The organism is Pseudomonas entomophila (assembly GCF_013523165.1).
Classification (GTDB): domain Bacteria; phylum Pseudomonadota; class Gammaproteobacteria; order Pseudomonadales; family Pseudomonadaceae; genus Aquipseudomonas; species Aquipseudomonas entomophila_A.
In genome coordinates this window covers 277591-297675 of record NZ_JAAMQI010000001.1, presented here as the reverse complement: position 1 = coordinate 297675, position 20085 = coordinate 277591, and the positions used below count along the sequence as shown (strand labels likewise).

Sequence of the window (20085 nt, the reverse complement as noted above, 5' to 3'; positions counted from 1 at the left end):
AAGTCGGATAAATAATTGATACATAAAGAAAATACTCACCTCGCAAGAGGTGCGTGATGTGTATTGAGATTTTGCTCCTGTTAAGGAGCGAAAAATCATGCTGAAAAAGGGCGTATTGAGCAGGTAGACCGTAGGTCGTAAGGATGGGTGCCAAAGGGGTGCAACTTGACTGCAAATAGGATGCAAGAAGGCGGAAAAAAGGGTGCAGATAGGGTGCAAAAACACCGGCGCAAGACCGGTGTCTAAAGTGTCAGATCAGCTCGATACGAGACTTTTACAGATAAATCAACATCAGCGCGACAATACCAATGTGATACTACCTCAAGAACATATCGATATCGTCTAGAGCATCCGCAATTTGCCCTGAGATGATGTTGTCATCTAAATGCTCACGAAGAGCAATGAGTACTTTTTCTTTATCAAGCTGGCGGTGAATCCTTGCTATATGCCCAAGACACGTTGCTGCAAGCCCTCTAACATCAGGGCTTTCGTTGCTGAGGAATTCTAAGCATTTATTCTGTGCCCACCTCCAATCAGAATCATTTAAAGCAACGGAAACAAGTGCCTCACAAATACTCTTAACATCCCTCGAAGCAAAAGCTTTTTCTAAAGCTCGCTTATTATAAGACTGGGAATCTTGATAGTTCATTAACGCTTCCCACCAGTAAGAATATTACCTTTACGATCAGCCATCCCGGCCTGTTGCAGGGCTTTTTGCATGTCTGGATGCAAATCACTCCAAGAGCGGACATGGCCGTGGTAAGTCGTATCTAGCGTTTTGTCAAAAACAACAAAATCTTTAGAATCGTAGTCAATTCCGACTCGGCGGGGGGATGTCGGTTTAACTTGAATCGAAAAATCTAGCGCTTCTTGACCATTAACCGGAGCACGACTCTTAACTGCATTATCGACTTTCCCGTGGTAGGGAGCAGCTTCATAGTCCAATCGGCGCATGGCGCCTGCACTTTCGCCGGCAGCTCCTGTCGCTTTTGGACCACCAGTAATCCCCCCAGCAACCTTCCTATAAGCTCTCTCAGCCGCTCCAAGCGCAGTAGCTCCCGCCCCCACTATAGCCGCATCCTTGAGCAACTCAGTCGTCGCGCTTTCGTCTCCTGGGAAGGTACCCAACTGGAAGGAATCCGCAACCCTTTGTGGCTCACTAGACTGAAAGTCAGCTGTGATTCCTTTAGCCGATTCCCATGCATCCTGCAGCGACAGGGTACCCAGCGTACCGAGAGCAGCAGGTACCGTACAGGTTACGATACCCACGCAAGCGGGCGATGTGGCGATCATACCGCCGTATCCTCCCGCCCCGCCCACAAGCCCGACGGCTGTATCTCGAGCTGCGCCTATTTTCTGCACAGCGTTGCCGTAAGCGCCGAACTGGTCGTCACTCCAATCGATGAAACTACGCCCGTCGAATTGACCCGTTTCTTTGAGGAGCGCGACTTCTTCCTGGTACGTCTCGCCTTTATCCTGAAATGCTTTCCACTGGCTGTATTGGGGATCATTCGTAGGAATCGACGCCGCGCATTTGGTCAGCGCACAAGCTGCAGCAGTTAGGCGGTCAGCCTGTTCAGGTCGCGCTTTTCTTTGCTCGTCGAGCACCTGCGTCTGGGACAGATGCAACATGTGGTTATACTGAGTGGCATTGCGCGCCACCCAACCGCCTTTTTCGAGTGAGCTAGCGTTGGCATCCTCCTGACTGGCTGCAGCCACCACACCCACTACCTGGGAGCTCATGGACAACAGCGTCTTGTTGCCATCGACCAACGTCCGTAGATAGCCAACCGCCGCTTCGTTGATGCCTGCCGCCAATGCTCCTGTTTTGAAATCGCCACCAGTGGCTTCTGCAAGTAATCCGCCGACCATGGCATGAACGATGATTTTCGGTGGATAGCCCTCGGTCAGACGGTTATGCGTGTAGTCGCCCACAGCGTTGAAACTGACCGCTGCCAAAGTATTGAAGAGCGCGCTCTTCAACGCGTCACTGCCGCTTCCGCCCTGGCCCAAGGCCTTGCTCAATAAGGTTGACGTGCCGTTCTGCAGCGTCTGATTGGCAGCGAACTGCCCCACGCCAGACCAGGTGTTCAACGGCGCGGAAGTGATTTGCCCGGTCGCGTAGTCGGTCTCGGTTCCGGTCCAGCCGTCAAAGTAGGTTGCGGTCAGACCTGCGGTGGCGCCGGCAACTGCATAGCCTTTTATGGCATCTGAAGATGTGACGTCCTTGAATACCGCACCCAGGTTGCCTCGGTTGTTGACGACACTGACGGTAGCCTTGCTCGCAGCGCCTGCGGCCACGGCGCCTGTAGCGGCTGACACGCCGGCGGCCGTCTCTGCGGTAATGGCCCCTGAAGCCACCATGCCACCGGTGGCACCACCCATCGCACCTGCCGCCATCGGGCCGACCACTGCGGCCATGACGATGGCGATGATGATCTGCGAAGCCGGGCCGAGACCCGAGTTGCTGTACTTGAAGCTGTCGTGGATCTCCTTGACCTGCCGCCAATCGACGTCGCCACGTTGTTCCGCGGCTTTAAGCCATGCCAACTGCGGATCGGCCTTGACCATCGCGTCGATGGATCGACTGACCGTCTCACCGTTGACTTGATTGATATCGATCTTCAGACCAGCGACCGCATTGATCGCTACTTCTCCCTGAGCGATCAGGTGGCTCTGGCGAACGGTTTCGTCTGTGTTGCCCTTACCTTTGGAAGAGACCCAGAACGCATTGTTATTGGTCTTCTCGTGACTTTCCTGATGCAGGTCGTTGGCAGCCTCGAAGGTGATGGCGTCCCCGCTGTCCAGCGTGATGTTTCGTCCACTTTGCAGTGTGGCGAGTTGATAAAGCTGGTCCGCACCACTTTTGAGAACCATGTTGCTGCCGGTAGTGATGTCAGTACCGACGTTGGTAACTTGAGTGACTTCATCCCGCTGGGTCTTTTTGGCGCCCCAGCCACTCTTCTCCTTCATGTCATAAAGCGTATGCGTACTGTCCTGCGCAGCTACCAGACTCAGTTGATTGCCACTCACCAGATACGCTTCATTACCCGCGCTGATCTTGCTGGCCACCAACGTGGTATCGCGTACGGCTTCGGTACGCAGATCGCGTCCAGCCGTCAGTGCACTGGCCAACTGGGTGCTTTGGTCGTTGGCTTCGGAGATGCGTTTTTTGCCTTCCTTGATCCGTGTTTGGACGTTATGCACCTCGGCCGCCGAGGACACGTTGAGGTCCTGCCCGGCGCTCAAACGCAGGTCTTGGCCGGCGTTGGCCTGGCTAGCGAGCACATTGATGTCGCGGCCCGCTTGGATATTCAGATCTCGCCCGGCATCGACAGTCGACGACAGTTGTTTGGCTTGGGTGGTGACGACGTAGCGGTGACCGCCTTTGAAGATTTCGTGCTTCTCGCTGGAATCCGTCTTCGCCAGCAAGTTCACGTCATTACCCGCCTGCAACGCCACATCCCGCCCCGCCTGCAACGTCCCGTAGTTGGTCACATCCCGACCCGCCGACATCGCCAGATCCTGCCGAGCGCTCACCCCACTCCCGGCATCCGTCACCGTGCGATACCCCGCCCCATCGCGCACCTTAATCGCCGTGCGCTCGTTGATGACGTCGCCACGCACCGCCGCCAGGCTCACGTTCTCCCCGCGAATCTGCCCCGCCATGGCGTTGCGGATGCTGTCTTGCGCGATCAGTTGCAGGTTGTTGCCCGCCTCCACCAGGCCGCCCTGGTAGATGCTGCCGCCACTGCTCACGCTCAGGTCGCGGCTGGCGTGCAGGGTGCCGACGTTGACCAGATCCCCGCCGCTGATCAGGTTCAGGTCGCGACCCTGGATCAGGCTGCTGCCTCGCACGTTGCGGGCGTCCACCTGGGCCAGGTACAGGGTCGGCACCAGCACGGTCTGGCCGTCGATGACGCGGTTTTCCATCCACACGATGTCGTGGGTCAACGCGCCGACCTGCGCGCCGGTCAGGGCCACGCCGAGGCTCAGGTTGAGGGCGTCCTTGCTGGCCAGGGCGTTGTCCATCAGGTAGCGGTACTGGTCGTAGTCGCTGATCAGGCCGTCGGCGAGGAAGCGCTGGCCGGTCTGGGCCAGCACGGCGTCGCGGATCAGGCGTTGTTCGTAGAGGCCGTCGCCCAGGCGCCGCCAGTTGGTGTCGGGGCCGATGTCCAGGCGTTCGAGCAGGTAGTCGGAGCCGAGGAAGCGCGACAGGTCGGTGAGGTTGGGGTTGGTTTCGATCAGGTAGTGGCCGTTCGGGTCGGGGTTGCGCACGAACAGGCCGTAGTCGCCCTGGGGCAACTGGAAAGTGGGGCCGGCGGTGGGGTCGACCGCCGCGAACGGAATGCCGCTGTAGTCCACCGGGACGATGGTGGTCTGGCCGTTGACGTCGGTGACGCGCTGCACGCTGGGCAGTGCGCCCACGGTGGCGGCGCTGGCGTCGACGGCCTGTTTGTTGAGGGTGATGTCGATGCCGCCGACCGGCACGCCGGTCTGGTCGTCGCCCAGCGTGCCGGTGAGGATCTCCCGTGCGTTGTGCTCGCTCACCGAGCCGTTCTGCACACTGCGGGCGACGTTCAGGTTGACCGTGCCGCCAGCTTGCAAGGTGGCGGCATAGAGCGGCTTGGTGCTCTCGCTCCAGGTGGTGACGTTGCTCTCTTCGCTGAAGCGTGCGTCGGCCGAACGGGCCTTGAGCAGCTCGAAGCGCGCCAGGTCGAAATTCCCGGCGGCCACGGCGGCGTTGAAGGCCGGGACGTCGATATATTCCATCTGGTCCCAGTAACCAGTGTCGATGCGCCCGGGCGTGCCGATGACGATCTTCTGCTGGCCGGTGCGCTCGGTAGCGCCAAGGTTGAGCAGGTCGTTGGCGGTGATGCTCAGGTTGCCGTTGGCCGCCAGCAGGCTGTAGCGGTTCTGCACGTCGCCGGCCTGAATGCTCAAGTCTTTGCCGGCCACCAGGCGCGCGCCGGGGCTGTCTTGGGTGGCGCGTTCCAGCAGGGTTTGTTCGAGGGTAATGGTGCCGCGCTTGAACGAGTCATGGCCGCCGCAGTGCTGGCCGCAGACCCAGCTCAGGCTACCGCTGACGATCGACTCGCCCAGCTCGAAGCTGGCCTTGGCGTTTTCCACGCTGGCGGCATTCAGGGTGATGGCACCTTCGCTTTCGACGGTGCCCGACAGGTTGCTGAAGCGCTGCGCGGCGCTGCCGTCGCGGTTGGCGACGCTCAGGTCGCCACGGCTGTATACATCGCCATACCGGTTCTCGAACACCTGCGCACGCAGCGCCATGGCGCCGCCGCTGAACAGCAGGGTGTCGGGGTCGTTGCTGATGCGCTCGGCGTTGAGCGTGACCGCGCCCTGAGCGCCGAGGGTGCCGCGGTTGAGGATCTGCGCGGCGTCGATGGCCAGGGCCTGGCGGGCGGTGAGGTAGCCGAGGTTGTCGAGGCTGCCGCTCAGGCTCAGGCGGGCGTCCGTGCCAGCGCCGATGCGGCCGCCGTTCTGCGTGACATTGGCGGCGCTGATGGCCACCAAACCCTGGGCCGACAGGCGTCCGCGGTTGTTCAGGTCGCCGCTGAGGTTGAGGGTCAGGTCGCCGTCGCTGAGCAGCTCGCCGCCGTTGTCGAGGCGGGCGAGGTTCAAGGTCAGGCCGCTGGCGCTGGCCAGTCGGTCGCCGGCTTGCAGGGCCAGCGCGTCGCTGGTGTAGGTCAGGGCGCGGTTGAGCTGCACGTTGCCCAAGCCCTCGACCTGGCCGAACTGCCAGTCGCCGGCGCCCAGGGCGGTGATGCGGCCACCGGCACCGCTGACGCGGTCGAAGGCCAGGCTCAGCAGGCCGTCGCCGGCATGCTCGATACGCCCGCCGCGGTTGTCCAGCAGGGCGGCCTTCAGGCTGAAGTCGGTGCTGCCGGCGGCGATGTGTCCGTTCTGGTTGAGCAGGCTGTCGGTCAGCGCGAGGCGGCTGATGTCGTTGCCGGCGATCCGCGCCGTGGCCGTGCCTGGCCGGCCATTGCCGAGCGCGCGCAGTTGACCGTCGCGGTTGTCCAGGGTCGCGGCATTGAGCATGAGGCGGTCATTGGCTTCGATCAGGCCGCCGCGGTTGTCCACCTGAACGGCGTTCAGGTCGAGGGTTTCGCCGCTGATCTGCCCACCCTGGGTATTGTCGAGCGTGGTGCCGTTCGAGCGCAGCACGGTCTTGGCGAACAAGGTGCCGGCGATATTGCTGAGGGTGTCGACGTTCAGCGTCAGGCCGCCCAACAGACTGGCCACGGAGCCGGCCTTGCCATCCTGGCTGCCGTTGTCGATGCGCTTGGCGGTGATGTCCACGCTGTCGCCCTGGAGGATGCCGCCCAGGTTACTCAGCGCGGCCTGGCCTAGTTGCAGGACGGTGGCGCCCCCTGTGGCTAGCACCATGCCGTTGTCGTTGTTCAGCGCACCGCCGGTGTAGCGCAGGCCGTCACTGCCGGCGACCAGTTGGCCGCGCTCGGCGTTGTTCAGGGTGTTGGCCTGCAGGTCCAGCTGCTGACCGCGCAGGCTGCCGCCGCGATTGTCCACCGCTGCGCCGCCGCGCAGCATCACGCTGTGTTCACCGGCGTCGATGATGCCGGTGAGGTTGCTCAGCACATCGCTCACGGTGAGCTGCACGTCGCCGCCATCGCTGACCAAGGCGCCCTTGCCGTCGTTGTACAGGCGCAGGGTGTCGAGGCTCAGGGTACGGCCGATCACCGTGCCGCCGCTGTTTTCCAGCCAGGCACCGCGCAGCAGCAGGCTGCCGTCGCTCTGCACCCGCCCCCCGTCGTTGAGCAGCTGGGCCTGGGTGGCGCTCCGGGCGAAGTCCAGGGTCAGGCCCTGGGTGCCGGCGGCCAGCAGGCCCTGGTTGCGGTTGTCCAGGCGTGTAGCGGTGATGGCGAGCTGTTCGCCGACGATCTGGCCCTGGCGGTTGTCGAGCTGGCCGACGCTGAGGTCGAGGCGGCCACCGATGATCTTGCCCTGGCGGTTATCGATGTCGGCCTTGGGCGCGGTCACGGCGATGGCGGTGCCGAGCAGGCTGCCGTTGCGGTTGTCCACGCCGGTGGTGGCAAGGTCGAGGTTGCCTGTCACGGCCAGCAGACGCCCGCTCTGGTTGTCGACCTCGCCTGTGGACACGCCCAGGTGCTGCTGTGCCTGTACGGTGCCGCTGGCATTGTCCAGACGCTTGCGCGCAGTGATCTGCGCGTCGCCGCCGCTGGCCGAGAGCAGCCCGGCATGGTTGTCGAGAGTGTCGCTGCTGACGCTCAGTGTCTTGGCGTCGATCTGCCCGCCAGCGTTCCCCAGCGTGCCGGCATTGATGGCCAGCTTGCCGTCGACGACCTGCAACAGACCTTGCCGGTTGTCCAGACGCTCGAGGTTCAGGATGACGTCCTGGCCGTTGCCGAAGAGGATCACGGCGCCGAGGTTGACGATGGCAGGCGCGGCCACGAACAGCGCCTGCTCGCCGACCACACGGGCGGCCTTGCCCTGGTTGCTCAGGGTGGTGCTGGTCAGTCGGGTTTGCGGGGCCTGGAGGATGCCGCTGTTGTCGAGCGAGGCAGCGCGCACGGCGACGTCGCCGATGGCGTTGCCGCTGTTGTCGGTTTCGATGCCGGCTGCCACGGTGCCGGCGTTGCTGACCTTGCCAGCGTTGATTTCGACCCGCTCGCGGGCCGCCAGGCTCTGACGGTTCACCAGCTCGCCGGGGGTGCGCACGTTGACGTTGCTGGCGTAGGCCTTGCCGGTCATCTCGATGTGGGGTGCGATGACGTTCAGCGCACCCTTCGCCGAGGCCTGGGCCATGTTCAGCCGGCCGTTGGCGTCGATCTGGATGTCGCCGGCGCTGGCGGCCAGGTTGCCGGCGGTCTTCACGCCCACGCCCTGCTCGGTGCCCACCAGCGTGATGGTGTCGGCGTACATGCCGCCGAGGGCCGAGGAGTCGATGGCCAGCTGCGGTGTGTCGGCCGGGTCGCCCTGACGTGGGGTGGTGGCCAGGGTGTCGGCATTGACGTCGTTGGCGCCGGTGATGACGTTGAGCCGCCTGGCGTGCAGGTCGGCGTTGAGCTTGGCCGCCCGGGTGATCAGGTCGAACTGGTCGATGTTGCTGGCATCCAGGCCCTGCCCTTCGATGCTGATGCTGCCACCGTCGACCGCGAAGTGATCGAGCTTGCCGGTCGCGTCCAGCACGGGCTTGCCGGTGCTGAGGGTGACCCGTGGGGTGTTGATGAAGCCGCAACCGTTGCACGTCACGCCATGGGGGTTGGCGACTATGACCCGCGCCGCCTGCCCGGCCACTTCGGTGTAGCCCTTGAGCTGGGTGGCGTTGGCGCCGTTGACTTCGTTGAGGATGGTGCTCGCCGCGCGCCCGCCCAGCTGCTGGTTGCCGAGGATGTTGCCGCCCAGTTGAGTGCCCTGGATGGCTTGGGTCGAGTTGTTGAGGATCAACCCTTGGCTGTCGACGTTGTAGCGCTGGTACTGGTTGTGCGACAGGCCGGCGGCGTTCGGCGCGGCGATATTGACCACCGGTACGCCGTTGCCGGCCTGGCCGACACGGGTGTTGGTGGTGCCGCTGACGGCGATGCCATCGGCCATCGCCCAGATCGGTTGCCAGAACATGACGTTGGCCAGCAGCACGGCCAGCAGGCGCTTGGGAATGCCGAGAAAATTCGGCCGCTCGGCCAGCGTGTCGGTGGGCTGGGCAGCCGGGGTCAAGGGGCGAACGTCCATGTGGTCAACCTCGGAACAACGTCGTTAAAGATAGAAATCCAGGCGGAAGTAGATCGGTGCTTCACGGTCGAGCACGTCCGGACGTTCCAGGGAATGGGCAAAGGTGACCGCAGCCGCGACATGCTCGCCGCGGGCGAACAGCTCCAGCGAGTGGCTGCTCAGGCGGCCGTGTTCGTCGCCGTTGTAGCGGTCGTTGCGGATCACCCCCTGGTCGTAACCCAGAGCGACGCCGTATTCCCCAAGCACCGGGCGCAATGCGTCGAGGGTGACCGGACGGGTCCAGCGCAGTTCGTTGCGCCAGTAGCCACCGCTGTCGCCGGCCAGAAACTGGTCCTTGTACCCGCGCACCGATGACGACCCACCCAGGCTGAGGCGCTGCGGGCTGTACAGCACGTCCTCGCTGCGCTGGCCGGTGGCCAGGCTGGTGAACGCTAAGCGCTCGCCCCACAGCTCGAACGGCTGCAGGTAGCTGAGGGTACCGGTGTACTTGCGGTAGCGCGCATCGGCCTCGCCCGGGCCTGGATCGTGGCTGCCCTGGGCGTCGAACAGGCCGATACCCTGCTGCATGCCCAGGTCGAGGTTGACGAACGCCGAGCCGATGCGTCGGCCGTGGTTGAGGCCCACCTGCGCTTCGCTGATGCGGTTGCTGCTCAGGGCCAGCTTGGTGTCGTCGAAGAAGTTGTTGGTGCGGATGTGCGCCAGACCCAGGCTGACCGAGGTCTTGCTCAGGGTATCGCGGTGGATCACCCGCTCGGCATTGAACTGATGGGTCTGGCTGTCGCCGTCCTGCTTGAGCGTGCTGCCTTGCACGTCGAGGTGCGAGCGGTAGCGGCTTTCGCTGTAGAAATAGCTGAACGTCCACCAGCCCCAGGGAACACTGTACGCCAGCAGGCCGTTGCGCGAGCTACGCTGGTGGTCGCTGACCGCATCGTGACCACCGCGCACGCTGAACTGGTCGGCCAGGCCCAACGGGCTGTCCCACTCCAGGCCGGCGTTCCACTGCTGCTCGCCGGTACTGCGCAGGCCGTCGTTGTTGCGTGAGAGGTAGGCGCGCCAGGGCTTGTCGGCCTCGTTGCGTACCCGCACGTCGCTGCCGCCGACGTTCTGTCCGGGCGACAGCTCCATGCGCACGCGGTTGGACGGCAGGCGGTTGAGTTGATCGACCATCTGCTCGATGTCGCGCAGGTCGAGAGGCTGGCCTTCTTCACCCGGGAACGCCATCGCCAGCTCACGCTCGGTCAGGCCGCCATCTGCGTCGCTGCGCAGCTTTTCCAGCGTGCCTTCGATCACCAGCACGTCCAGCCGACCTGTGGAGAGGTCTTGTTGCGGCAGGTAGGCGCGGGTGGTGACCCAACCCTTGTCGAGGTAGTGGTCGGTGATGGCCTTGAGCAGTTCGTTGAGCTGCGACACGCCCAGGCACTTGCCTTGATAAGGCGCGATCAGTGCCTGGCGTTCGGCACTGGACAGCGCCTTGGCACCTTGCAGTTCGATACGCTCGATGTCGAAGCAGCGGGTGTCGGCAGGCGTTTCGGGCGCGGATGGGGTGACCTGTTTGCCGGGCAGGTCCTGCAGTTCCTGCAGACGGCGGCGCTGCTGCTCGAGCAGGCGGTCCTGCCGGTCGCGGATCAGGTCTTGTTCGCCAGGGGTTGCGGCATGGACGGAGACGCAGGCTGCGAAGACCAGCAGCCCCACAGTGGGGGCCATCCACATCCTTGTAGAAACAGGCATAGAGATTTCATTTGTAATACGGCAGATGAACGCGGGGTATCAAGGTAGCAGCGATGCTGGCAATGCCAGCTATCTGCCATCATCTTTGAGCGCGGTGAGATGGACCGCTTCTTCGATGGAAAATTCCTTGGAGGTCACGCGATGGATCTGGAGCGCGCGAAGATGTGACGTACAGCACAGGTCCGTCGACTACGTCGGCTCTATGACCGCGCTGCCTGCCTACAGGGTGAATGAGGGTCCGCCTGAAACAGACCGCCCGCCATGCAAAGAGTAAAAGCCCTGTTGGTCACCTACATGCGAGCCTCGCACGCCGTGGATCGATTCTGACGATGCTGAAGAGAAAGTAGGTGTAGCACGGGAAAATCACGCACACTGAAGAGGAGGACTGGATGAGGAAAAAGCGAAGTTACTCGAAAAGTCACTATGCCTAGAAATGATTAAGCCACCCGGAGGTGGCTTAATCATTGGGATTAGTTGGTCGGGACGGAGTGATTCGAACACTCGACCCCTTGCACCCCATGCAAGTGCGCTACCGGGCTGCGCTACGCCCCGACAAGTACAACCGCTTCCAAAACCTCTGAAAGCGTTGAGAAATGTACCCTAACCATCTGATAAGTGAAAGCTTTTTTTCAAAAAACTTTCACCCCTCACCGGGTCACTTCTTCAAGACCCCCAGCACATCCTCCAATTCGACGATCATCTGCCGAATCATCTGCTTGTACTGGGAAGAATCTTCCTTGGCTTCGTCACTGGACATGCGCAACCGCGCACCGCCGATGGTGAAGCCCTGCTCGTACAACAAGGCACGGATCTGGCGGATCATCAGCACGTCCTGGCGCTGGTAATACCGCCGGTTGCCACGTCGCTTGACCGGGTTGAGCTGCGGGAACTCCTGCTCCCAGTACCGCAGCACGTGGGGCTTGACCGCGCAGAGCTCGCTGACTTCACCAATGGTGAAGTAGCGTTTGCCGGGTATGGGCGGCAGCTCGTCGTTATGGCTTGGTTCCAGCATAGGCCTCAACCCGGGCCTTCAGCTTCTGCCCTGGACGAAAGGTGACGACTCGGCGAGCGGTGATCGGGATCTCTTCCCCTGTCTTGGGGTTGCGGCCCGGCCGCTGGCGTTTGTCACGAAGGTCGAAGTTGCCGAACCCGGACAGCTTGACCTGCTCGTTGTCTTCCAGCGCGTGTCGAATCTCTTCGAAGAAGAGTTCGACCAGCTCCTTGGCTTCGCGCTTGTTCAGACCCAGCTCTTCGTACAGCCTTTCAGCCATCTCAGCTTTCGTCAGAGCACCCATACGCTATTTCCTTAACGTGGTGTTCAACCCTTGTTCGAGCGAGGTGAGGATTGTCTGCAAGGTGGCGTTCACCTCATCGTCATTAAGAGTGCGCGATGGATGCTGCCAGGTCAAGCCGACCGCCAGGCTTTTTCGATCCGGATCAATGCCTTTGCCTTGATACACGTCGAACAACCGCAGGTCGGTCAGCCACTCGCCCGCGTGTGCGCGGATCGTGTCGAGCACGGCGCTGGCCGAGACGTCGCGACCGGCGATCAAGGCCAGGTCGCGCCGCGTTTCGGGGAAGCGCGACAGCTCGCTGAAGGTCGGCAGGCGACCTTCGGCCACTTCGCCCAGGATCAGTTCGAAGGCGAACACCGGACGCTCCAGACCCAGGGTCTTGGCCAGCTCCGGGTGCAGAGCACCGAGGTAGCCGACTTCCTGGCCGTCACGCTCGATACGTGCCGTCTGGCCCGGGTGCAGCGCCGGGTGCTTGCCTGGCACGAACGTGAAGGCGTCCAGAGCACCGGCATGACCGAGCACGGCCTCGACATCGGCCTTGACGTCGAAGAAGTCCACCGCATCGTGTCCGTTGGCCCAGCCTTCGGGCAGACGGCTGCCGGTGACCACGCCTGCCAGCATGGGTTGTTGCTTGAGTTCACCCAGCTGACCGACGAAACGCAGCCCGCTTTCGAACAAACGCACGCGATCCTGCTGACGGTTGAGGTTGTGCTGGACGGCCTTGACCAGACCGGGCCATAGCGAAGCGCGCATGGCGGCCATGTCGCTGGAAATGGGGTTGGCCAGCAGCAGGGGCTCGACCCCTGGCGTGAACAGCCCGAACAGTTTCGGATCGATGAAGCTGTAGGTGATCGCTTCCTGGTAGCCGCGGGCGACCAGCAGGCGACGCAGGGTCGGCAGCTCGCTGCGTGCTTCGCCACGTGCCTGCGGGGCCAGGCGGGCCTGCGGGTAACGCACGGGCAGGCGGTTGTAGCCGTATAGGCGGGCCAGTTCTTCGATCAGGTCCACTTCCAGGCTGATGTCGAAGCGGTGGCTGGGCACCTCGACGGTCCACTGCCCTGCCCCGCTCGCGCGAGTCGTCAGGCCCAGGGCGTTGAGCAGTTGCTCGACCTGGTCGGCCGGCATCTGCATGCCGAGCATCTGGTCGATGCGCTCGGCGCGCAGGGTGATCGGTGCGACCGACGGCAGGTGTTGCTGGCTGACGCTCTCGATGATCGGGCCCGGCTCGCCGCCGACGATCTCCAGCACCAGGGCCGTCGCGCGCTCCATGGCTTCGCGTGCCAGGTGCGAGTCGACACCACGCTCGAAGCGGTGCGACGCATCGGTGTGCAGGCCGTAGGAACGGGCCTTGCCGGCAATGGCGATCGGGTCGAAGAAGGCGCTTTCCAGGAACAGGTCGCGGGTGCCGGCGCTGACGCCGCTGTGCTCGCCACCCATCACGCCGGCGATCGCCAGGGCGCGGGCATGGTCAGCGATGACCAGCGTGTCGGGGCGCAGGCTGACTTCCTGACCGTCGAGCAGGACCAGCTTCTCACCGGCTTCGGCCATGCGCACACGGATGCCGCCGTTGATTTCGGCCAGATCGAAGGCGTGCAGGGGCTGACCGAGTTCGAGCATCACGTAGTTGGTGATGTCCACGGCCGCATCGATGCTGCGCACGTCGCTGCGGCGCAGCCGCTCGACCATCCACAGCGGCGTCGGGCGGGACAGGTCGACATTGCGGATCACCCGCCCCAGGTAGCGCGGGCAGGCATGCGGCGCAAGCACCTCGACCGGGCGGACCTCATCGTGCGCGACGGCGACCGCAGGCACCTCGATGCGGCTGACCGGCGCGCCGTACAGCGCACCGACCTCGCGGGCCAGACCGGCCAGCGACTGGCAGTCGCCGCGGTTGGGGGTCAGGTCCACTTCGATGCTGGCGTCGTCCAGGTTCAGGTAGGCACGGAGGTCCTCGCCCACGGGCGCGTCGGCAGCCAGTTCGAGCAGGCCATCGTTCTCTTCGCTGATCTGCAGCTCGGCCGCCGAGCACAGCATGCCGAAGGACTCGACACCGCGCAGCTTGGCTTTCTTGATCTTGAAGTCGCCGGGCAGCTCGGCGCCGATCATGGCGAACGGGATCTTCAGGCCCGGGCGCACATTGGGCGCGCCGCAGACGACCTGGAAGGTCTCGCTGCCGTTGCTGACCTGGCAGACGCGCAGCTTGTCGGCGTCCGGGTGTTGCTCGGTGGCCAGCACTTCGCCGACCACGATACCGCTGAACTGGCCCGCCGCCGGGGTCACGCTGTCGACCTCCAGACCGGCCATCGACAGACGAGCGACCAGCTCGTCGCGGGAAACCTGCGGGTTGACCCAACCGCGCAGCCACTGTTCACTGAATTTCATGCTGTTCTCCTGGAATATGCGTCGGGTACGGGCCTAGCGGAATTGCGCGAGGAACCGCAGGTCGTTGTCGAAGAACAGACGCAGATCGTTGACGCCGTAACGCAGCATGGCCAGGCGCTCGGCCCCCATGCCAAAGGCGAAGCCCTGGAACTCTTCCGGGTCGATGCCGGACATGCGCAGCACGTTCGGATGCACCATGCCGCAGCCCATGACTTCCAGCCAGCCGGTCTGCTTGCAGACGCGGCAGCCCTTGCCTGAACACATCACGCACTGGATGTCGACTTCGGCGGACGGCTCGGTGAAGGGGAAGAACGAAGGCCGGAAACGCACGGCCAGCTCCTTCTCGAAGAACACCCGCAGGAACTCTTCGATGGTGCCCTTGAGGTCGGCGAAGTTGATGTCGCGATCGACCAGCAGGCCCTCGACCTGATGGAACATCGGCGAATGGGTGATATCCGAGTCGCAACGGTACACGCGGCCCGGGCAGACGATACGGATCGGCGGCTGGCTGGACTCCATGGTGCGCACCTGCACCGGCGAGGTGTGCGTGCGCAGCAGCATGTTCGCGTTGAAGTAGAAGGTGTCGTGCATCGCCCGCGCCGGGTGGTGGCCGGGGATGTTGAGCGCTTCGAAGTTGTGGTAGTCGTCTTCGACCTCGGGGCCTTCGGCGATGCCGTAGCCGATGCGGGTGAAGAACTGCTCGATGCGCTCGAGGGTACGGGTGACCGGGTGCAGGCCACCGGTGGTCTGGCCACGGCCTGGCAGGGTTACATCAATGCACTCGGCGGCCAGGCGCGCGCTCAGGGCGGCCTCTTCGAACGCGGCCTTGCGGGCGTTGAGCACGACGGTGACGCGCTCCTTGGCGTCGTTGATCAGCGCCCCGACCTTCGGTCGCTCGTCGGCCGGCAGGTTGCCCAGGGTCTTCATCACCTGGGTCAGCTCGCCTTTCTTGCCGAGGTAGTGAACCCGGATCTGCTCCAGGGCATTGATGTCTTCAGCGCGCTCCACGGCCTCCAGGGCTTGGGAGACCAGCGCATCCAGGTTTTCCATGTACAGACTCCAGATACGAAATAGGGGAAGAGCTTTACAGGCTCTTCCCCTATCGATGACGTTCAATACCCGACGTCGCGAACGCCGCCGGGTGATTGTCGTGGGTACTTAAGCCAGAACGGCTTTAGCTTTCTCGACAATCGCAGCAAACGCCGCTTTTTCGTTCACTGCCAGATCGGCCAGAACCTTGCGGTCGATTTCGATCGACGCTTTTTTCAGGCCAGCGATCAGACGGCTGTAGGACAGACCGTTAGTGCGGGCACCAGCGTTGATACGAGCGATCCACAGTGCGCGGAACTGACGCTTCTTCTGGCGACGGTCACGGTAGGCGTATTGACCCGCCTTGATGACAGCCTGCTTGGCAACGCGGAACACGCGCGAGCGTGCACCGTAGTAGCCTTTAGCCAGTTTCAGGATTTTCTTGTGACGCTTACGAGCGATGACGCCACGCTTTACACGAGCCATGAGTAACTTCCTCTATCGTTGACCAGAATTAACGAACGCGCAGCATGCGCGCGACTTTCGCGACGTCGGACGGGTGCAGCAAGCTGCTACCACGCAATTGACGCTTACGCTTGGTCGACATTTTGGTCAGGATGTGGCTCTTGAAAGCGTGCTTGTGCTTGAAGCCGGAAGCGGTTTTCAAGAAACGCTTCGCTGCACCGCTTTTGGTTTTCATCTTTGGCATGTTCGGAACTCCGCATTGAGTGGATAAACATAACCGCAAGGCCTGCCGTGCCCTGGTGGTTATTTCTTTTTCTTGGGGGCGATGACCATCATCAGCTGGCGTCCTTCCATCTTAGGATGCTGCTCGACGGTGCCGTATTCCACGAGGTCACCTTCGACCCGCTTCAACAGCTCCATGCCCAGCTCCTGGTGGGCCATCTCACGACCACGGAATCTCAGAGAGATCTTGGCCTTGTCCCCTTCACTAAGGAAACGTACCAGGTTGCGTAGTTTTACCTGGTAATCCCCTTCCTCCGTCCCTGGACGAAACTTGATTTCTTTGATCTGGATCTGCTTCTGATTTTTCTTGGCCTCGTTGGCCTGCTTCTTCTTCTCGAAGAGGTGCTTGCCGTAGTCCATGACCTTGCAGACAGGGGGTACGGCATCTGCAGAAATTTCTACCAGATCCAGCTTCGCTTCTTCAGCGATACGAAGCGCTTCATCGATCGAGACGATGCCAACCTGCTCGCCATCCGCGCCAATTAACCGAACCTCGCGTGCCGAGATATTCTCGTTGATCGGGGCCTTCGGGGCAGCTCGTTTATCGTTTCTCATATCACGCTTAATAGTCATTACTCCGATTCTTGGCGACCACGCCGGGAAACCGCATGCGCCAGGAGCTCGGTGAACTGGGTGACGGGCATGGAACCCAGGTCCGCACCTTCACGAGTCCGCACAGCGACGGTTTGCGTTTCGACCTCGCGGTCCCCTATAACCAAAAGATACGGGACCCTGAGCAAGGTATGCTCGCGGATTTTAAAGCCGATCTTCTCATTTCTCAAGTCGCACTTGGCACGGAATCCGCTGGAATTCAGAGTTTTTTCCACGTCAAGGGCAAAATCGGCCTGTTTGTCGGTGATATTCATGATCACCGCCTGAGTTGGCGCCAGCCAGGCAGGGAACACACCGGCGTAGTGTTCGATGAGCATGCCGATGAAACGTTCGAACGATCCGAGGATGGCGCGGTGCAGCATCACGGGGCGACGACGGTTGTTGTCCTCGGCGATGTAGCTGGCGTCCAGGCGCTCGGGCAGGTTCGGGTCGTACTGCAACGTGCCGCACTGCCAGTTACGGCCCAGGCAATCGCGCAGGGTGAACTCGATCTTCGGCCCGTAGAACGCACCCTCGCCCGGCTGGTATTCCCACTCCAGGCCCGATTCGTTCAAGGCATCGGCCAAGGCGCTCTCGGCGCGGTCCCACAACTCTTCGGAACCGACGCGCTTGGCGGGACGGGTCGAGAGCTTCATGGCGACGTCGGTGAACCCGAAGTCCTTGTAGACGTCGAGCGTCAGGCGAATGAAGTCGGCGGCTTCCTTCTTGACCTGATCTTCGGTGCAGAAGATGTGCGCGTCGTCCTGGGTGAAGCCACGCACGCGCATGATGCCGTGCAGGGCACCGGACGGCTCGTTGCGGTGGCAAGCACCGAACTCGGCCAGACGCAGCGGCAGGTCGCGGTAGGACTTCAGGCCCTGGTTGAACACCTGCACGTGGCACGGGCAGTTCATCGGCTTGACGGCGAAGTCGCGGCTTTCCGACGAGGTGGTGAACATGTTCTCGGCATAGTTGGACCAGTGGCCGGAACGCTCCCACAGCACGCGATCGACCACCTGCGGCGTCTTGATCTCGAGGTAGCCGTTGTCACGCTGGACCTGGCGCATGTACTGCTCGAGCACCTGGTACACCGTCCAGCCGGCCGGGTGCCAGAACACCATGCCCGGCGCTTCTTCCTGCAGGTGGAACAGGTCGAGCTGCTTGCCGATCTTGCGGTGATCGCGCTTCTCGGCTTCCTCGATGCGCTGGATGTAGGCCGCCAGCTGCTTCTTGTCGGCCCAGGCGGTGCCATAGACACGCTGCAGCTGCTCGTTCTTGGCATCGCCGCGCCAGTAGGCACCGGACAGCTTGGTCAGCTTGAACGCCTTCAGGAAACGGGTGTTCGGCACGTGCGGACCACGGCACATGTCGACGTATTCTTCGTGGTAGTACAGGCCCATGGCCTGTTCGTCCGGCATGTCTTCGACCAGGCGCAGCTTATAGTCTTCGCCACGGCTGGCGAACACGTCGATGACCTCGGCGCGCGGGGTCATCTTCTTGACCACGTCGTAGTCGGTGTCGATCAGCTGACGCATGCGCGCTTCGATGGCAGCTAGGTCTTCAGGGGTGAAGGGGCGCTCGTAGGCGATGTCGTAATAGAAGCCTTCGTCGATCACCGGGCCGATGACCATCCTGGCGGTCGGGTACAACTGCTTGACCGCATGACCGATCAGGTGGGCACAGGAGTGGCGGATGATCTCCAGCCCCTCCTGGTCCTTCGCCGTGATGATCTGCAGCGTGGCGTCGTGGTCGATCAGGTCGCAGGCGTCGACCAGCTTGCCGTCGACCTTGCCGGCCAGGGTGGCCTTGGCCAGGCCTGCGCCGATGGATGCTGCGACGTCGGCAACGCTGACGGCCTGTTCGAAGGACCGTTGACTGCCGTCGGGAAGAGTGATTACGGGCATGGCGCCTCCTCTCCTAGTGGTGACCCCTACCAAAGGTCACGTGGGTTGGGATGAGCCAGTACAAGATCCGCCCTGCCTTTCCCTCGGGAAAGCCTGCCTCACAGTGGCAGAAGCCGTTGAGCCTGCCAGGGTCGAACCAGAGTGACTGGAAGAGTGACGACGAGGCCGGTCAGGCCTGTCGTGAGCCGGCCATGCTAGCACGACCTGCCAGGCCACCCTATGAATATTTGGGAATCGAAGGCTGGCGGTGAACTTGTGGGAGCGATTGCCCGTCACAATGCCGGAACCACCCTACTCTTGATGAGACCTTACCGAAGGAGTTAACGGTTATGCGATTTCAGTCTCTTCTGGCCCTGACCGCGGCAGGTGCCCTGATGCTGCCCCTGGCAGCCCACGCCGAATCGTGGCCAGCCGGCAAGAAAGACGCCTACATGGCTCAATGTACCCAGGTCGCGAGCAGCAAAGGACTGGATGCCGCTGCGGCCAAGCAGCACTGCGAGTGCGGCGCCACGGCGATCGAGAAGAACTTCAGCACCAAAGAGATCGAACAGCTCGACAGCAAGCAAGGCGTCGATGCCAAGCTGATGGAAAAAGCCCAGGCCGTCGTGGCCAAGGCATGCGCTGCACGCTGACATTTCGTACAGGATCCGGCGTTCTTTTGCCCTGGATCACGATTGTGCGAAGGTAATTGACGCGACACGCGCAGAATTAGACTATGATGTGGCTCGTGCAGTCTGTAGCCTCGGCCACATCGCACTACTGAAAATTTCAAGATTCCGGAGATTCACCCATGTCCAATCGCCAACAAGGCACCGTCAAATGGTTCAATGATGAAAAAGGCTACGGCTTCATCACCCCAGCAGGCGGCGGCGACGACCTGTTCGTTCACTTCAAGGCCATCGAATCCGACGGCTTCAAGAGCCTGAAAGAAGGCCAGACCGTTTCGTTCGTTGCCGAACGTGGTCAGAAGGGCATGCAGGCTGCACAGGTTCGTCCGGAGTAATTCGGGCTTACCGCTGTAAAAAAACCCGCCTTCCGGCGGGTTTTTTTATGGGCGTTGTGCACACCGCGGCGTCAGACCGGGCCGTCCTGGCCCGCTGCCCCGCCCCCGCCAAGGGCGCTCAACCGCAATTGACGCGGTTCACCACACCCTGCTGATCCACGTTCAGGTTCAGGCGCTCGGAACGGTACTCCAGCGTCACCCTGTCATCGGGCTTGAGAATGCGCGCGTACTGGGCGCCGCTGGCCTTGCGCGCCTGCTCCAGCAGGTCGGCGCTGGCAGGCTTGCCCATGGCGAAATCGGCACCGCTGGCCGAGCAGCGTCCACCGTTGTCGGCCGCTGCAGGCGCAGGCGAGGCGCCACGATCATCCGAAGTGCCCCCCGTGCTGCAACCGGCCAGAACTGCGGCTACCAGCAAGGTCGCCAGGGAAGCGCGAGTATGAAACATGGATCCTCCTAATCGATCACATTGGCTGCCTAATGCGACAGTGCCATCAAGCGTTTGTTGCAAAACCTGTCGAGTGTGCCTTAAATCCGCACAGGCTGGCCCAATGCAATCGTGACCGAATCTTACGCCCTCGAAACGGCACGGCCGTCAGGCCCGCTCAGACCTTCATGCCCATGCCGCAGAGTTCACCATGCCTACCCCATGCATTCTCACCCTCCCAGGGCCTCGGCC

14 protein-coding genes and 1 tRNA gene are annotated in these 20085 nt (G+C 62.3%); 2 read left to right on the top strand and 13 right to left on the bottom strand.

Annotated elements, in window-relative coordinates; translation table 11 throughout:
• Window positions 1–316 precede the first annotated feature (316 nt).
• The 12 genes from G7Z99_RS01325 to thrS form a co-directional block, all read right to left on the bottom strand.
• Window positions 317–649: a hypothetical protein gene (locus G7Z99_RS01325; protein ID WP_181091304.1), complete on the bottom strand. Its 333-nt coding sequence runs from the start codon at window positions 647–649 to the stop codon at window positions 317–319.
• Window positions 649–8730 carry a two-partner secretion domain-containing protein gene (locus tag G7Z99_RS01320; protein ID WP_181091302.1) on the bottom strand — a complete coding sequence of 2694 codons (8082 nt, stop codon included), beginning with the start codon at window positions 8728–8730 and terminating at the stop codon, window positions 649–651. Before G7Z99_RS01320 ends, G7Z99_RS01325 begins: the two co-directional genes overlap by 1 nt.
• Window positions 8731–8754: 24 nt before the next feature.
• Complete coding sequence (locus G7Z99_RS01315; RefSeq protein WP_258196913.1) at window positions 8755–10434, bottom strand: ShlB/FhaC/HecB family hemolysin secretion/activation protein; 1680 nt, start codon at window positions 10432–10434, stop codon at window positions 8755–8757.
• 499 nt (window positions 10435–10933) lie between these two features.
• Window positions 10934–11010, bottom strand: a tRNA-Pro gene (locus G7Z99_RS01310).
• A 103-nt stretch (window positions 11011–11113) separates the two neighbouring features.
• A complete protein-coding gene (locus G7Z99_RS01305; RefSeq protein WP_060393187.1) occupies window positions 11114–11470 on the bottom strand; it encodes a MerR family transcriptional regulator in 357 nt (118 codons plus the stop codon).
• Window positions 11451–11753: an integration host factor subunit alpha gene (gene ihfA / locus G7Z99_RS01300; RefSeq protein ID WP_009394049.1), complete on the bottom strand. Its 303-nt coding sequence runs from the start codon at window positions 11751–11753 to the stop codon at window positions 11451–11453. The genes G7Z99_RS01305 and ihfA overlap by 20 nt, the downstream gene beginning before the upstream one ends.
• Before the next feature lie 3 nt (window positions 11754–11756).
• The gene (gene pheT, locus G7Z99_RS01295) at window positions 11757–14135 is read right to left on the bottom strand and encodes a phenylalanine--tRNA ligase subunit beta (RefSeq protein WP_181091298.1); all 2379 of its coding nucleotides are present in this window, start codon (window positions 14133–14135) and stop codon (window positions 11757–11759) included.
• 33 nt (window positions 14136–14168) lie between these two features.
• Window positions 14169–15185, bottom strand: coding sequence for a phenylalanine--tRNA ligase subunit alpha (gene pheS, locus G7Z99_RS01290; protein WP_181091296.1), 1017 nt, complete (start codon window positions 15183–15185; stop codon window positions 14169–14171).
• 108 nt (window positions 15186–15293) lie between these two features.
• Complete coding sequence (gene rplT, locus G7Z99_RS01285; protein ID WP_003250671.1) at window positions 15294–15650, bottom strand: 50S ribosomal protein L20; 357 nt, start codon at window positions 15648–15650, stop codon at window positions 15294–15296.
• A 28-nt stretch (window positions 15651–15678) separates the two neighbouring features.
• Complete coding sequence (rpmI, locus tag G7Z99_RS01280; protein WP_008100408.1) at window positions 15679–15873, bottom strand: 50S ribosomal protein L35; 195 nt, start codon at window positions 15871–15873, stop codon at window positions 15679–15681.
• 59 nt (window positions 15874–15932) lie between these two features.
• On the bottom strand, window positions 15933–16484 hold the full coding sequence (gene infC / locus G7Z99_RS01275; RefSeq protein WP_181091294.1) for a translation initiation factor IF-3: 552 nt from the start codon (window positions 16482–16484) through the stop codon (window positions 15933–15935).
• Window positions 16484–18406, bottom strand: a complete 1923-nt coding sequence (gene thrS / locus G7Z99_RS01270; RefSeq protein ID WP_181091292.1) for a threonine--tRNA ligase — start codon at window positions 18404–18406, stop codon at window positions 16484–16486. The genes infC and thrS overlap by 1 nt, the downstream gene beginning before the upstream one ends.
• 329 nt (window positions 18407–18735) lie before the next feature.
• On the opposite strand from thrS, the gene G7Z99_RS01265 reads away from it, so the two are divergent.
• A complete protein-coding gene (locus G7Z99_RS01265) occupies window positions 18736–19038 on the top strand; it encodes a hypothetical protein (RefSeq protein WP_181091290.1) in 303 nt (100 codons plus the stop codon).
• A 158-nt stretch (window positions 19039–19196) separates the two neighbouring features.
• Window positions 19197–19409, top strand: a complete 213-nt coding sequence (locus G7Z99_RS01260; protein WP_003250656.1) for a cold-shock protein — start codon at window positions 19197–19199, stop codon at window positions 19407–19409.
• A 118-nt stretch (window positions 19410–19527) separates the two neighbouring features.
• Here G7Z99_RS01260 and G7Z99_RS01255 read toward each other — a convergent pair whose 3' ends face one another.
• Complete coding sequence (locus tag G7Z99_RS01255; protein ID WP_181091288.1) at window positions 19528–19854, bottom strand: I78 family peptidase inhibitor; 327 nt, start codon at window positions 19852–19854, stop codon at window positions 19528–19530.
• Window positions 19855–20085: the final 231 nt, after the last annotated feature.

Coding starts and splice junctions, on each gene's coding strand:
- G7Z99_RS01325 (WP_181091304.1), bottom strand. CDS start 649: ATGAACTATCAAGATTCCCAGTCTTATAATAAGCGAGCTTTAGAAAAA.
- G7Z99_RS01320 (WP_181091302.1), bottom strand. CDS start 8,730: ATGGACGTTCGCCCCTTGACCCCGGCTGCCCAGCCCACCGACACGCTG.
- G7Z99_RS01315 (WP_258196913.1), bottom strand. CDS start 10,434: ATGGCCCCCACTGTGGGGCTGCTGGTCTTCGCAGCCTGCGTCTCCGTC.
- G7Z99_RS01305 (WP_060393187.1), bottom strand. CDS start 11,470: ATGCTGGAACCAAGCCATAACGACGAGCTGCCGCCCATACCCGGCAAA.
- ihfA (WP_009394049.1), bottom strand. CDS start 11,753: ATGGGTGCTCTGACGAAAGCTGAGATGGCTGAAAGGCTGTACGAAGAG.
- pheT (WP_181091298.1), bottom strand. CDS start 14,135: ATGAAATTCAGTGAACAGTGGCTGCGCGGTTGGGTCAACCCGCAGGTT.
- pheS (WP_181091296.1), bottom strand. CDS start 15,185: ATGGAAAACCTGGATGCGCTGGTCTCCCAAGCCCTGGAGGCCGTGGAG.
- rplT (WP_003250671.1), bottom strand. CDS start 15,650: ATGGCTCGTGTAAAGCGTGGCGTCATCGCTCGTAAGCGTCACAAGAAA.
- rpmI (WP_008100408.1), bottom strand. CDS start 15,873: ATGCCAAAGATGAAAACCAAAAGCGGTGCAGCGAAGCGTTTCTTGAAA.
- infC (WP_181091294.1), bottom strand. CDS start 16,484: ATGACTATTAAGCGTGATATGAGAAACGATAAACGAGCTGCCCCGAAG.
- thrS (WP_181091292.1), bottom strand. CDS start 18,406: ATGCCCGTAATCACTCTTCCCGACGGCAGTCAACGGTCCTTCGAACAG.
- G7Z99_RS01265 (WP_181091290.1), top strand. CDS start 18,736: ATGCGATTTCAGTCTCTTCTGGCCCTGACCGCGGCAGGTGCCCTGATG.
- G7Z99_RS01260 (WP_003250656.1), top strand. CDS start 19,197: ATGTCCAATCGCCAACAAGGCACCGTCAAATGGTTCAATGATGAAAAA.
- G7Z99_RS01255 (WP_181091288.1), bottom strand. CDS start 19,854: ATGTTTCATACTCGCGCTTCCCTGGCGACCTTGCTGGTAGCCGCAGTT.